We start from the raw sequence: 12,851 nt of genomic DNA, 5'->3' as shown, positions 1-12,851 counted from the left end.
AGCCAGGAGCCTGCACGGTAGAAGCCTGCGATAGCGAAACGCGCGACCGGCGATGCCAGCATGGACCGCTTGCCCGCGCGTTGCAGCCGCAGCGCTTCCGCCACGCAGGCCCTACCCGCCCTGCCTACCGCATGACGCCATGACCAGCCAACCCACAGAGATCGAACTGCTGCGTGCCGAGATCGCCGCCGCCGCCGCCCGCATGATCGCGGAGGACGGCGCCGACTATGGCACCGCAAAGCGCCGCGCCGCCCGCCAGATACTGGGCGACGTCCGGGCCAGGGGCGACATTCTGCCCGACAATGCACAAATAGAGGATGAAGTGCGGGTATATAACGATTTGTTTTTTTCCGAGACCCAGCCGGCCCGGCTGCTGCACCTGCGCAAGCTGGCCGTGCAGCTGATGGAAGAGCTTGCCGAATTCACGCCTTACCTGACCGGGGCGGTGCTCAACGGCACCGCCGGCGACCAGTCCGACATCCATCTGCAGCTGTTCGTCGAAAACGCGAAGGATGTCGCGGTCTTCCTGATGAACAGGAACGTCCAGTTCGAAGTGTCGGAGTCGCCGCATTTCCACAAGCGCGGCGAGCCGGTCGAGACCCTGAGCTTCCTGCGCGGCAGCGACGGCGTGCACCTGGCGCTCTACGACTACAACGACAGGCGCGCCGCCCGCAAGCCGGCCGACCCTGAACGGCCCGAACGGGCCAACCTGGAGGCAGTGCGCGCGCTGCTGGCGAAAGCCGGCCAATGAAGCGGTCCTATTTGCCGATGCTGGCGGTGGCGCTCGTCTTCTGCGCGGCTGGCGCCTGGTTCGGCGCGCGCCAGTTCCAGTCCGGTCCGGCCACGCCGAGCGCCGTCGACCAGTTCTACAGCCGCACCCTGCCGGATGCCGCCGGCGCGCCGGCCGAGATGAAGCAATGGAAAGGCCGGCCGCTGGTGCTCAACTTCTGGGCGACATGGTGCGCGCCCTGCGTCGAGGAAATGCCCGAGCTGACCGCGCTGCAGAAGGAACTGCAGCCGAAGAATGTGCAGATCCTTGGCATCGGCATAGATAATCCGGCCAACATCAGCGCCTTCGCCGACAAGTACAAGATCGGCTACCCGCTGTATGTGGCCGGCATGGAAGGTTCGGAACTGTCGCGCCAGCTGGGCAACCAGGCCGGCGGCCTGCCGTTCACGGTACTGGTCGATGCATCCGGGAACGTGAAAAAGACCTACCTGGGCCGGCTGAAAATGGAGGAGCTGCGCCGGGATATCGCCGCGATGTAGCGCCGCTTCCCGTGCTCCGCCAGCATTTTCCTTGCCAATCTTCTGCATTTAACGGCAAAATGCCGCCAACTTCGTGATTTGAAAACCGACCTCGATGGCAAAAAATCTACTCCTGCTCAACGGTCCCAACCTGAACCTGCTGGGAATCCGCGAGCCGGAAGTGTACGGATCGACAACACTTGCAGACATCGAGGCAGCAGCGAAGAAGCAGGCGGCTTCCGCACAAGCGGTTCTCGCCAGCTTTCAGAGCAATCATGAAGGCGCACTGATCGACCGCATCCAGGCCGCGCGCGGCGAGCAGGTCGATGCGATCATCATCAATCCCGGCGGCCTCACGCATACCAGCGTTGCGCTGCGCGATGCGCTGGCCGGCGTCGCGATACCGTTCATCGAAGTCCACATTTCCAACATCCACAAGCGCGAGCCGTTCCGGCACAAGTCCTTCCTGTCCGAGATCGCAGTCGGGGTCATTTGTGGACTCGGGACCGAGGGCTATGGCGCCGCGATCGATTTCGCGCTTAAAAAGCTTTAATTTCCAATAATTACACTTAATCGACCTATACTCTGTCGATTTTTGCACACACGAATATTTTGAGGGGCTCCCATGGATTTACGTAAACTGAAGACCTTGATCGACCTGGTCGCAGAATCAGACATCGCCGAACTCGAAGTCACCGAAGGCGAAAGCAAGGTCCGCATCGTTAAATCCTCGGCATCGCCGGCCAACCAGCTGGTCATGATGCAACCCCAGGCAATGCAGCCGCAGCAACCTGCCGCCGCACCGCTGCCGGCAGCGCCCGCCGCCGTGGTCGACGCCGCACCCACCGGCCATGTCGTCAAATCGCCGATGGTCGGCACCTTCTACCGCGCCGCGTCCCCGGGCACGCCGCCGTTCGTCGAAGTCGGCGCCACCGTCAAGGAAGGCGACACCCTGTGCATCATCGAGGCGATGAAGCTGCTCAATGAAATCGACGCCGATGCCTCCGGTGTGGTCCAGCAAATCCTGGTCGAGAACGGCCAGCCAGTCGAGTTCGGTCAGCCGCTGTTCATCATCGGATGACGACGGGCCCGGCGCGCCTGGCCATGCCGGCGCGCCCGTCCGCTGCCGCTTTTCGTCTCCACTAACGCTGACACTCCCAACATGTTCGAAAAAATCCTCATTGCCAATCGTGGCGAAATTGCGCTGCGTATCCAGCGTGCTTGCCGCGAGATGGGCATCAAGACCGTGGTCGTCCATTCCGAGGCCGACCGCGAAGCAAAGTATGTGAAGCTGGCCGATGAATCGGTCTGCATCGGCCCGGCGGCGTCCTCGCTCAGCTATCTGAGCATGCCGGCCATCATCAGCGCGGCCGAGGTGACCGACGCCGAGGCGATCCATCCGGGCTACGGCTTCCTGTCCGAGAACGCCGATTTCGCCGAGCGGGTCGAGCAGTCCGGCTTCGTCTTCATCGGCCCGCGCTCGGACTCGATCCGCCTGATGGGCGACAAGGTCTCGGCCAAGCAGGCGATGATCAAGGCCGGCGTGCCCTGCGTGCCGGGCTCGGACGGTGCGCTGCCGGACGACCCGAAGGAAATCGTCCGTATTGCGCGCAAGGTCGGCTATCCGGTCATCATCAAGGCCGCCGGCGGCGGCGGCGGCCGCGGCATGCGCGTGGTCCACACCGAGGCGGCGCTGCTGTCGGCGGTGACCATGACCAAGACGGAAGCCGGCAGCGCCTTCGGCAATCCGGAAGTCTATATGGAGAAGTACCTGGAAAATCCGCGCCACGTGGAGATCCAGATCCTGGCGGACGAATTCAAGAACGCGGTCTGGCTGGGCGAGCGCGACTGCTCGATGCAGCGGCGGCACCAGAAGGTGATCGAGGAAGCGCCGGCCATCGGCATTCCGCGCAAGCTGATCGAGAAGATCGGCGACCGCTGCGCTGAAGCCTGCCGCCGCATCGGCTACCGCGGCGCCGGCACCTTCGAGTTCCTGTATGAAAACGGCGAGTTCTATTTCATCGAGATGAACACCCGCATCCAGGTCGAGCACCCGGTGACCGAGATGATCACCGGCATCGACCTGGTGCAGGAACAGATCCGCGTCGCCGCCGGCGAGAAGCTGCGCTTCCGCCAGCGCGACGTCGAGCTCAAGGGCCATGCGATCGAGTGCCGCATCAATGCGGAAGACCCGTTCAAGTTCACGCCGTCGCCGGGCCGCATCGTCGCCTGGCATCCGCCCGGCGGCCCCGGCATCCGCGTCGACTCGCATGCGTACACAGGATATTACGTGCCGCCGCATTACGATTCGATGGTCGGCAAGGTGATCGCCTATGGCGCCACCCGCGACCAGGCGATACGCCGGATGCAGATTGCATTGTCCGAGATGGTGGTCGAAGGCATACTGACCAACATTCCGCTGCACCGCGAGCTGATGGTGGACGCGCGCTTCATCGAGGGCGGCACCAACATCCATTACCTCGAGCACAAGCTGGCCAGCAAGCCCGACCTGCCCAAGGACGCGGGCTGAGCCGGATGCCTGCCACCCAGACCGACAAGGCAAGACCATGAGCTGGACCGAAATCGTCATTGAAGTACCGCTGCACCAGGCCGAGCTGCTGTCGGACACGCTGATCGACGCCGGCGCGCTGTCGGTGTCAGTCGAAGACGCCGACCAGGGCACCGAGGCCGAGCAGCCGCTGTTCGGCGAGCCCGGCATGGAGCCGAAGCAGGCCGGCTGGGAACGCAGCCGCGTGGTGGCGCTGACCGACGCCAATGCCGACCATGAAGCCCTGATCGCCGAAGCGCTGGCCACGGCCGGCATTGCGCCGGCCGGCGTGCGCCACACGCTGCGCACGGTGCAGGACCAGGACTGGGTGCGGCTGACGCAGTCCCAGTTCGAGCCCATCCATATCGGCGTCAACATCTGGGTCGTGCCGAGCTGGCATGACGCGCCTGACCCGAATGCGCTGGTGCTGGAGCTGGACCCCGGCCTCGCCTTCGGCACCGGCAGCCATCCGACGACCCGCCTGTGCATGGAATGGCTGGAAGCGCATGCGCCGCGCGGCCTGTCCGTGCTGGACTACGGCTGCGGCTCCGGCATCCTGGCGATGGTGGCGTCCAAGCTGCATGCGGCCGCCGTCGCCGGCGTCGACATCGATCCGCAGGCGATCGAGTCGGCCCGCTTCAATGCGGAGCGCAACCAGTGCGACATCGCGTTCTACCTGCCCGGCGAGTTCGGCGAGGCCGAGCACCGCAGCCGCTATGACGTGGTAGTGGCGAACATCCTGTCGAGCCCGCTGAAGCTGATGGCGCCGATGCTGTCGGGCCGGGTTGCCCCGGGCGGCAGGCTGGTGCTGTCGGGCGTGCTGGCGCGCCAGGCGGACGAAGTGATCGCCGCCTACGCGCCGCACCTGCCGCTGTCGGTCTGGGCCGAACGCGAAGGCTGGGTGGCGCTGGCAGGCCAGGCGCCCCAGGCTGACGGCGCCCTGTAATCACCATGGTGCTGGCGACGCGCTGCCCGCATTGCCGGACCACCTTCCGGGTCGTCCAGGACCAGCTCAAGCTGCGCGGCGGCCTGGTCCGCTGCGGCGCCTGCAAGGAAATCTTCAACGGCACCGAGAACCTGCTGCGCCCTATCGATGCGCCGGCAAGCGGCACGCGTGCGCCGGCGCCGGATGCAGCCGCGACGCCGGCTTCCACAGCGGCGCCGGCAGCGGCCGACGCACAGGGGGCAGCGGCTGCGTCCCTCCACCCGCAATCGACCGCGGCCGCGCGAACGCCTCCGCCGGAATCCGGGCCCGCGCTTGCAGCTGCAGCTATAGCTTCATCTTCATCTTCAGCGACAGCTGCAGCCACTGCTTCGGCAGCGCCGGGCGAGCCGGACGCCGCGCCCCAGCCCGACCCGCTGCTGCGCATGACGCTGATGGATTTTTCTCCTTACCAGGAGGAAGCGGAAAAAGCACAAGCCGATGGCGCGGACGAGGCCAGGCCGGCCGCGCCGGCCAGCACCGATTACTCGCTGCCGCGCATGGCTGCGGCGCCCGCGCCGGCGCCCGACAACGGCGACGAGCTGGCGCGCGCCATCGACGACATGAAGAGCAAGCCCTGGCGCGGCATGACGGCCAAGCGCGCGAAGGTCGAGGAGGACGCAATCGATGCGCTCGACTCCGCCGAACCCGACTTCGTCGTCCGCGCGCGCCAGCGCCAGCGCGTCGCGCAGTCGCGCCGCATCGCCCTGCTGGCCGGGTCCGCCGTGCTGGCGCTGCTGCTCGTGGTCCAGCTGCTGATCCAGTTCAGGGTGCCGCTGGCGGCGCAGTCGCCGGCGGCGGCGACCTTGCTGACGGCCGCGTGCCGCGTGTTCGGCTGCACGGTCGGGCTGCCCTCCCATATCGACATGGTCACCATCGAGTCGAGCGAACTGCAGGCGCTGCCGGGCAGCACCGACAGCTTCACGCTGCTGGCCCTGCTGCGCAACCGCAGCGCCACCCGCCAGCAGTGGCCGCATCTCGAACTGACGCTGAACGACGCCAATGACGCGCCGGTCGCGCGCCGCGTCATCGCGCCGGCTGACTACCTGCCTCCCAGCCAGAACCCGGACGAAGGCTTTGCGCCGAATTCCGAGCAGTCGGCCAGGCTGGTGTTCAACCTGGCCCAGGCGAAGGCGGCCGGCTTCCGCGTCTACGTGTTCTACCCCTGACATTTCATCGACCTCACCATACGGATAACCCCATGACTGCCCTCATCTGCGGCTCGCTTGCCTTCGACACCATCATGGCGTTCCACGGCCGCTTCTCGGAAGCGCTGCTGGCCGACCAGCTGCACAAGATCAACGTCGCCTTCCTGGTGCCCAGCATGCGACGCGAGTTCGGCGGCTGCGCCGGCAACATCGCCTATAACCTGAAGCTGCTGGGCGGCGACCCGCTGATCATGGCGACCGTAGGCCAGGACGGCGCCCCCTACATCGAGCGCCTGGAACAGCTGGACATTTCGCGCCGCTGCATCAGCACGATAGACACGTCATATACGGCGCAGGCCTTCATCACGACCGACGCCGGCAGCAACCAGATCACCGCCTTCCATCCCGGCGCGATGACGCTGTCGCACCAGAACAAGGTGGCCGATGCCGGCCCGCTGAAGCTGGCCATCATCGCCCCCGACGGCCGCGACGGCATGCTGCAGCATGCGCAGCAATGCGTGGACCTGAACGTGCCGTTCATCTTCGATCCGGGCCAGGGCCTGCCGATGTTCGACGGCGCGGAGCTCAAGCGCTTCATTGAACTTGCGACCTGGGTTGCAGTCAACGACTATGAAGCCGAGCTGCTGATGGAACGCACCGGGCTGACCCTGGCGGGCATCGCCGCGCTGGTTGATGCGCTCGTCGTCACCCGCGGCGAAAATGGCGCCGAGATCTATACCGGCAGCGAGCGGCTGGACATCCCCAGCGTGCCAGTCGATAACGTGGTGGACCCGACCGGCTGCGGCGACGCATTCCGCGCCGGCATGATGTACGGCCTGTCGCGCGGATTGCCGTGGGAAACCACCGGCCGCATCGCCAGCCTGATGGGCGCGATCAAGATCGTGCACCAGGGAGGGCAGAATCATGCGCCGTCGCTGGCGGAAATCGAAGACCGCTTCGAGCAGGCTTTCGGCTATCGCTTCTGATAGTCCTTCCGGCAAAACACCGCCATCCGCCCGCGATCGCGGCGGATGGCAAGGTCAGTACCAGGAGCCGAGCATGCGCAATCTTTTCTGCATCAGCCTTGCCCTTGCCGCCGTATCGGGCTGCGCCGGCGGCTCACCTCCGCAAGCCACTTCCAGCACGCAGGGCACGACCGTGGTGCGCACCGCGGTTGTCACCAGAGTGACCCCGCCAGGCAGCGCCGGCATGCCGACGCGCCTGGAACTGCGCTACGACAACGGCGCCAGCGCGGTCGTGGAGACAACGACCAGCGAAGTGTTCAAGGCGGGCGACAAGGTCAGGGTGACGCATGCGCGGGGCACCGAACGTATCGAACGCTTCGATGACCATTAGCATGGACGCGGCCGGCGCTGCCGCGCCATCTTTGGACAGGGGAGCCGCGGAACAGGAAGACTGCGGCGACGGAGGATGGGCGCAGCACGCCGATCCACGATCAGACACCGTCATGCGGCGCGTAAAGTGATGCGCTGCGCTATCCGTGGCGCAAGAACTTGCGCGACGGACGCGCCTGATCGGCGCCAGCGTCGGGCAGGTTCTTAAAACGCCAGCGGAAGCAGGATCGCGCTGGCCAGATAGAGCGCAATGCGCAGCAGCAGGAAGGCCAGGATGGGGCTGAGGTCGATGCCGCCCATCAGCGGGACGACGCGGCGCAGCGGCCGCATCACGGGTTCATTGAGCGCGCGCACCAGCGGCGCCAGCGGCGCATGCGGATTGACCCAGCTGAAGATGACTTCGATGATCAGCAGTCCCATCAGCCCGTACAGCACCCATTGCGCAAGCCTTAGCAGCGACAGCGCGAACAGCGCCTGCGGCGTGAAGCCGCCCGCCAGGAACAGGTCCACTGCAACCGCCACGAGCACTACCAGGAAGGCGCCGACGAAACTGGCCCAGTCATAACCGCCGACTCCCGGCAGCAGGCGCCGCAACGGCTTGACCAGCCAGTCGGTCGCCTGGAACATGAACTGCGCAAAGGCCATCGGGGGCCGCACCCGGACGACCTGCATCCAGAAGCGCAGCAGCAGGATGGCACCAAGGATGCCGGTGACGGTATCGACGATCAGACCCAGAATACTGTACAGCACGGCGTTATTCTCCCTCAAAAAAAACCCGCTGCATGACCCTCGGCCATACAGCGGGCATTGTGCCCGAACTTGCTCGGGCTACCAAGCAGCAGAAGCCTGCGCGCAGGTCGCGCGCGGGCTTCCTCGCCGTCTTAAGGACGGTTGGTGCCGGTTGGGAACGGCCATGCGGCCGCCGGGCTGAGCACGGTCTTGACGGCAGGCGCCGCTGCGGGCGCTGCGGTCTTGGCCGCGGTTTTGGCCGCAGTCTTCGCAGCCGATTTCTTGGCTGCCGCTTTTTTAGGCACTGCGGTTTTAGCCGCTGGCGCCGGGCTGCTTGCCGGAGCGGCCTTCCTGGCTGCGGTCTTCTTGGCCGCTGCCGGTTGCGGTGCCGCCTTCTTCGCTACCGCTTTCTTGGCTACCGCCTTCTTGGCGACGGCCTTCTTGGCTGGCGCCTTTTTGGCGACGGCCTTCTTCGCTACCGCCTTCTTGGCAACGGCCTTTTTGGCTACGGCCTTCTTGGCGACGGCTTTCTTCGCTACCGCCTTTTTGGCGACGGCTTTCTTCGCTGGCGCTTTCTTGGCGACGGCTTTCTTCGCTACCGCCTTCTTGGCGACGGCTTTCTTGGCTGGCGCCTTTTTGGCGACGGCCTTCTTCGCTACCGCCTTCTTGGCGACGGCTTTCTTTGCCACGGTTTTAGTCGCTGCCGCCTTCTTGGCGGTTGCGGCCTTCTTGGCTACCGGCTTGCTGGTAGCCGCCTTTTTTGCCGCGGTTTTCTTGGCCGCGGTTTTTTTTGCTGCTGTTGCCATTTGGTTCTCCTTCACGTGATAGGAAATCAAGCTAAAGATCGAACCCGCCGCGGGCATCGCGCTGCCCCCGGCGGATTATTCATCGGCACAAGCAGACTGCGCTTGCGCTAATGAATTCGGCACCAGCTGAACTGCTGCATCTCCTCGTCCATGCAGCACTTCAGCCATCCTTGGCGGGCCTGGCGCAACTGCGCGCGACGACTGCCAAAAAAAACGCCGGCAACAATGCCGGCGTCGGAAATCAGTTTCAAAAAATACAAACCGTTTTTCGAAGAAAACGCCGCCTTGCCCGACAGGATCGGGCGCAGCGGCGTTTGCAGTTCAGAGCAATCAGGTCTTCTACTGTCCATTCAGTTCGGTTATACCCTTTCTTGGCCCACCGTCTTTCTGGTTCCAGTTCGTATCGACTCGCACCTGGCGCTTAAGGCATCCCGCATGTTCCGCGGGGTGAGCGCTGCGTCGTCGTCTTCGCCTTAATGCACTCTTTACTTAATCCCAGTTGAGCGCGCCACCTGTCTGGTATTCGATGACACGCGTCTCAAAAAAGTTTCGCTCCTTCTTCAGGTCGATCATCTCGCTCATCCAGGGGAATGGGTTTTCCTCTTGTGCGAACATTGCGTCGAGACCGATCTGCTGCGCGCGGCGATTTGCGATGAAGCGAAGGTAGCCTTTGAACATGGGTGCGTTTAACCCTAACACACCACGCGGCATTGTATCCTCTGCGTAGCGATATTCCAACTCCACGGCCTTCAAAAACAACGCTTTGATTTCTTCCTTGAACTCGGGCGTCCACAGGTGCGGATTTTCCATCTTGATCGTGTTGATCAGGTCGATGCCGAAGTTGCAGTGCATGGACTCGTCACGCAGGATGTACTGGTACTGCTCGGCTGCGCCCATCATCTTGTTCTGGCGTCCCAGCGCTAGGATCTGCGTGAAGCCGACATAGAAGAACAGGCCTTCCATCAGGCATGCAAACACGATCAGCGACTTCAGCAGCTGCTGGTCGGTCTCGGTGGTGCCGGTCTTGAACGCAGGGTCGGTCAGCACGTCGATGAAGGGGATCAGAAACTCGTCCTTGTCGCGGATCGACGCGACTTCGTGATACGCGTTGAAGATCTCGCCTTCGTCCAGGCCCAGCGACTCGACGATGTACTGGTAGGCATGCGTGTGGATCGCTTCCTCGAACGCCTGGCGCAGCAGGTACTGGCGGCACTCGGGCGCGGTGATGTGGCGATAGGTGCCGAGCACGATGTTGTTGGCGGCCAGCGAGTCGGCGGTGACGAAGAAGCCGAGGTTGCGCTTGACCAGGCGGCGCTCGTCTTCGGTCAGGCCGTTCGGGTTCTTCCACAGCTCGATGTCGCGCTGCATGTTGATCTCTTGCGGCATCCAGTGGTTGGCGCAGCCGGCAAGGTACTTGTCCCATGCCCACTTGTACTTGAACGGCACGAGCTGGTTGACGTCGGTCTGGCCATTGATGATGCGCTTGTCTGCCGCATTGACGCGGCGCGCGGCGACGGCGGCCGCATCGACAGGAGGAACGGCCGGCGCGGCGAAAGCGGCATCCTGCGGCGAGGCTGGAGCGATCGCAGGCTGCGATTGAGGCGGCAACTCAGGTTGCAACTGAGGTTGCGGCTGGAACTGCGGTTGCGCTGCGCGCGGCGCAGGCGTCGAAGTGACTTCGTCATCCCAAGAAAGCATGGTTGATTCCTTTACGTGTCTTTTGTTTTGCAGCCGCGAAGCGCTACGCTGCGACGGCGCGATGGACCGCTGTGTCGTGTCTGCGGCCGCCTTCGGAGCTTACGTATCCAGTCTCACACACAATGCTGCCGTACAGCGTTTGGACGGCTGGAACATGCTCCAAATCATGCTTCCCATTTTACCCGACAAGGGCAAAAGGCACCACTACTAATAGGGAGCGATTCGTCAATAACACCATATATAGTATGTTCTGCGTAAATGGCATGATCATGATCCATCTCGACGCGATCGCCGTTGCAGCGCTGCTACGGCGACATCCAGGCCCGTCGCCACCACGCGCTTTCCAGCCAGCATTGCCCGCAGCCCCGGCTGATTGACCTGCTTTTGCGGCATTCGAAACCAGTCGCATAAATCCCGTCGATTTGCGGAACCACGGCCGCCTCCCTGCTTCTACAACCCATCAGGCGGCGCTGGCAGCGCCGACGTTTCAACCTTCTTAGACTGGGAATCTCAATGTGCGGCATAGCAGGTGAACTGCGTTTCGACAATCAATTTGCGGACGTCGCAACGGTGGTGCGCATGACCGAATCGCAGGCGCGCCGCGGGCCGGACGGCGAAGGCATTTTCAGCCTCGGCACACGCTGCTTCGGGCATCGCCGCCTGGCCATCATGGACCTGAGCCAGCGCGCGCACCAGCCTTTCATCGACAACCTGCTCGGCATGGGCATCGTCTTCAACGGCGCCATCTACAACCATCACGAGCTGCGCGCCGAACTGAGCGGCATGGGCTACCAGTTCGCGTCGACCGGCGACACCGAGGTCATCGTCAAGGCCTGGCATGCATGGGGACCGGCCTCGCTCGACCGGCTGTACGGCATGTTCGCGTTCGCGCTGTGGGAGCGCGACAGCGGCGTCACCTACCTGGTGCGCGACCGGCTCGGCATCAAGCCGCTGTACTACACGCAAGATGCGGCGCGGCTACGCTTCGCGTCCGCGCTGCCGGCGCTGCTCCAGGGCGACGGCGTCGACACGTCGCTCGACCCGCAGGCGCTGCATCACTACCTGTCCTGGCATGCGGTGGTGCCGGCGCCGCTGACCATCATCCGCGGCATACGCAAGCTCGCGCCGGCCACCTACATGAAGGTGCAGGCGGACGGCCGGTGCGAGACGGTGACCTGGTGGCGCCTGGACTTCCCGGACGCGGCCGCCGACGAGGAACGCAGCTTCGACGATTGGCGCGACCTGACGCTCGAGTCCCTCAGGCGCTCGGTGAAGCGGCGCATGGTGGCCGACGTGCCGGTCGGCGTGCTGCTGTCGGGCGGGCTTGATTCCAGCCTGATCACGGGCCTGCTGGCCGAGGCCGGCGCAAAGGACCTGCGCACCTACTCGATCGGCTTCGAGGCGGTCGACCAGGAGGCCGGCGACGAATACCAGTACTCGGACCTGATCGCCCGCCATTTCGGCACCGTGCACGAGAAGCTGCACATACCGGCCAACCAGCTGCTGGGCGCGCTGCCCGACGCGATCGCGGCAATGGCCGAACCCATGGTCAGCCATGATTGCGTCGCCTTCTACCTGCTGTCGCAGGCCGTCTCCAGGCACAGCCGCGTGGTGCAGAGCGGCCAGGGCGCGGACGAGGTGTTCGGCGGCTATCACTGGTATCCGCCGCTGGCCGATATCGATGACGACGCGGCCGGCGTCGACGCCTACCGCCGCGTGTTCTTCGACCGCAGCCATGCCGACCTGCTGGGCCTGCTGCAGCCGGGCATGGAGATGCCGGACTGGAGCGGCGACTTCCTGCGGGATCACTTCGCGATGCCGGGCGCGAGCCGCGCGATCGACCGCGCATTGCGCCTCGACACCACGGTGATGCTGGTCGACGACCCGGTCAAGCGGGTCGACAACATGACGATGGCCTTCGGGCTGGAAGCACGCGTGCCCTTCCTGGACCACGAGCTGGTCGAGCTGGCAGCGCGCATTCCGGCCCGCCACAAGATCGCCCAGGGCGGCAAGTATGTGCTGAAGGAGGCCGCGCGCAGCGTGGTTCCCGCCGCCGTGATCGACCGGCCCAAGGGTTACTTCCCGGTGCCGGCGCTCAAGTATCTGCGCGGCGACTTTCTCGACTACGTGCGCGGCATGCTGGAATCGCCGCGCGCGGAAGCGCGCGGCCTGTTTCGCCGCGACGCAGTGCAGCGCATGCTGGCCAATCCCGACAGCGCCATCACGCCGCTGCGCGGTTCCACGTTATGGCAGCTTGCGCTGCTGGAGGCATGGCTGCAGACCAACGGGCTGTGACATGCCGCATGTGACCGGCAGCCAGCGGCCCGCGGCGTGGAG

Annotated in this window: 14 protein-coding genes; 10 read left to right on the top strand and 4 right to left on the bottom strand. The window is 64.6% G+C overall.

The window, feature by feature from the left end:
* Positions 1-139: 139 nt before the first annotated feature.
* From QOL82_RS00320 to QOL82_RS00280, 9 genes are all read left to right on the top strand, one after another.
* Positions 140-751 (top strand): hypothetical protein, encoded by a 612-nt coding sequence (locus QOL82_RS00320; RefSeq protein ID WP_283440228.1) that lies wholly within the window; start codon positions 140-142, stop codon positions 749-751.
* Positions 748-1,269, top strand: a complete 522-nt coding sequence (locus tag QOL82_RS00315) for a TlpA disulfide reductase family protein (RefSeq protein WP_283440227.1) — start codon at positions 748-750, stop codon at positions 1,267-1,269. Before QOL82_RS00320 ends, QOL82_RS00315 begins: the two co-directional genes overlap by 4 nt.
* 94 nt (positions 1,270-1,363) lie before the next feature.
* Positions 1,364-1,801 (top strand): type II 3-dehydroquinate dehydratase, encoded by a 438-nt coding sequence (gene aroQ, locus QOL82_RS00310; RefSeq protein WP_283440226.1) that lies wholly within the window; start codon positions 1,364-1,366, stop codon positions 1,799-1,801.
* Between the two features lie 72 nt (positions 1,802-1,873).
* Positions 1,874-2,329 carry an acetyl-CoA carboxylase biotin carboxyl carrier protein gene (gene accB, locus QOL82_RS00305; RefSeq protein ID WP_283440225.1) on the top strand — a complete coding sequence of 152 codons (456 nt, stop codon included), beginning with the start codon at positions 1,874-1,876 and terminating at the stop codon, positions 2,327-2,329.
* Positions 2,330-2,410: 81 nt separating this feature from the next.
* Positions 2,411-3,778 carry an acetyl-CoA carboxylase biotin carboxylase subunit gene (gene accC / locus QOL82_RS00300; RefSeq protein WP_283440224.1) on the top strand — a complete coding sequence of 456 codons (1,368 nt, stop codon included), beginning with the start codon at positions 2,411-2,413 and terminating at the stop codon, positions 3,776-3,778.
* Positions 3,779-3,815: 37 nt separating this feature from the next.
* Positions 3,816-4,742: a 50S ribosomal protein L11 methyltransferase gene (gene prmA / locus QOL82_RS00295; RefSeq protein WP_283440223.1), complete on the top strand. Its 927-nt coding sequence runs from the start codon at positions 3,816-3,818 to the stop codon at positions 4,740-4,742.
* A gap of 5 nt (positions 4,743-4,747) precedes the next feature.
* Positions 4,748-5,947, top strand: coding sequence for a DUF3426 domain-containing protein (locus QOL82_RS00290; protein ID WP_283440222.1), 1,200 nt, complete (start codon positions 4,748-4,750; stop codon positions 5,945-5,947).
* A gap of 32 nt (positions 5,948-5,979) precedes the next feature.
* Positions 5,980-6,912, top strand: a complete 933-nt coding sequence (locus QOL82_RS00285; protein WP_283440221.1) for a carbohydrate kinase family protein — start codon at positions 5,980-5,982, stop codon at positions 6,910-6,912.
* Between the two features lie 73 nt (positions 6,913-6,985).
* Complete coding sequence (locus QOL82_RS00280) at positions 6,986-7,282, top strand: hypothetical protein (protein ID WP_283440220.1); 297 nt, start codon at positions 6,986-6,988, stop codon at positions 7,280-7,282.
* A gap of 203 nt (positions 7,283-7,485) precedes the next feature.
* Here QOL82_RS00280 and QOL82_RS00275 read toward each other — a convergent pair whose 3' ends face one another.
* The 4 genes from QOL82_RS00275 to QOL82_RS00260 all read right to left on the bottom strand — a co-directional run bounded on the left by QOL82_RS00275 (position 7,486) and on the right by QOL82_RS00260 (position 10,514).
* Positions 7,486-8,031 carry a YggT family protein gene (locus QOL82_RS00275; protein WP_283440219.1) on the bottom strand — a complete coding sequence of 182 codons (546 nt, stop codon included), beginning with the start codon at positions 8,029-8,031 and terminating at the stop codon, positions 7,486-7,488.
* A 131-nt stretch (positions 8,032-8,162) separates the two neighbouring features.
* The gene (locus QOL82_RS00270) at positions 8,163-8,846 is read right to left on the bottom strand and encodes a histone H1-like DNA-binding protein (RefSeq protein WP_283440218.1); all 684 of its coding nucleotides are present in this window, start codon (positions 8,844-8,846) and stop codon (positions 8,163-8,165) included.
* A gap of 77 nt (positions 8,847-8,923) precedes the next feature.
* On the bottom strand, positions 8,924-9,166 hold the full coding sequence (locus QOL82_RS00265; protein WP_283440217.1) for a hypothetical protein: 243 nt from the start codon (positions 9,164-9,166) through the stop codon (positions 8,924-8,926).
* A 139-nt stretch (positions 9,167-9,305) separates the two neighbouring features.
* Positions 9,306-10,514, bottom strand: coding sequence for a ribonucleotide-diphosphate reductase subunit beta (locus tag QOL82_RS00260; RefSeq protein WP_283440216.1), 1,209 nt, complete (start codon positions 10,512-10,514; stop codon positions 9,306-9,308).
* Positions 10,515-11,027: 513 nt separating this feature from the next.
* On the opposite strand from QOL82_RS00260, the gene QOL82_RS00255 reads away from it, so the two are divergent.
* Positions 11,028-12,809: an N-acetylglutaminylglutamine amidotransferase gene (locus QOL82_RS00255; RefSeq protein WP_283440215.1), complete on the top strand. Its 1,782-nt coding sequence runs from the start codon at positions 11,028-11,030 to the stop codon at positions 12,807-12,809.
* The last annotated feature ends 42 nt before the right edge of the window (positions 12,810-12,851 follow it).

Origin of the sequence: Noviherbaspirillum suwonense, assembly GCF_900182955.1 — a bacterium.
GTDB lineage: Bacteria > Pseudomonadota > Gammaproteobacteria > Burkholderiales > Burkholderiaceae_D > Noviherbaspirillum_A > Noviherbaspirillum_A suwonense.
Note: the sequence above shows the minus strand (reverse complement) of the source record. Positions and strands in the feature narration are given on the sequence as shown.

Excerpts from the sequence above, each read along its gene's own strand:
- QOL82_RS00320 (WP_283440228.1), top strand. The coding sequence starts at position 140 with ATGACCAGCCAACCCACAGAGATCGAACTGCTGCGTGCCGAGATCGCC.
- QOL82_RS00315 (WP_283440227.1), top strand. The coding sequence starts at position 748 with ATGAAGCGGTCCTATTTGCCGATGCTGGCGGTGGCGCTCGTCTTCTGC.
- aroQ (WP_283440226.1), top strand. The coding sequence starts at position 1,364 with ATGGCAAAAAATCTACTCCTGCTCAACGGTCCCAACCTGAACCTGCTG.
- accB (WP_283440225.1), top strand. The coding sequence starts at position 1,874 with ATGGATTTACGTAAACTGAAGACCTTGATCGACCTGGTCGCAGAATCA.
- accC (WP_283440224.1), top strand. The coding sequence starts at position 2,411 with ATGTTCGAAAAAATCCTCATTGCCAATCGTGGCGAAATTGCGCTGCGT.
- prmA (WP_283440223.1), top strand. The coding sequence starts at position 3,816 with ATGAGCTGGACCGAAATCGTCATTGAAGTACCGCTGCACCAGGCCGAG.
- QOL82_RS00290 (WP_283440222.1), top strand. The coding sequence starts at position 4,748 with ATGGTGCTGGCGACGCGCTGCCCGCATTGCCGGACCACCTTCCGGGTC.
- QOL82_RS00285 (WP_283440221.1), top strand. The coding sequence starts at position 5,980 with ATGACTGCCCTCATCTGCGGCTCGCTTGCCTTCGACACCATCATGGCG.
- QOL82_RS00280 (WP_283440220.1), top strand. The coding sequence starts at position 6,986 with ATGCGCAATCTTTTCTGCATCAGCCTTGCCCTTGCCGCCGTATCGGGC.
- QOL82_RS00265 (WP_283440217.1), bottom strand. The coding sequence starts at position 9,166 with ATGGACAGTAGAAGACCTGATTGCTCTGAACTGCAAACGCCGCTGCGC.
- QOL82_RS00260 (WP_283440216.1), bottom strand. The coding sequence starts at position 10,514 with ATGCTTTCTTGGGATGACGAAGTCACTTCGACGCCTGCGCCGCGCGCA.
- QOL82_RS00255 (WP_283440215.1), top strand. The coding sequence starts at position 11,028 with ATGTGCGGCATAGCAGGTGAACTGCGTTTCGACAATCAATTTGCGGAC.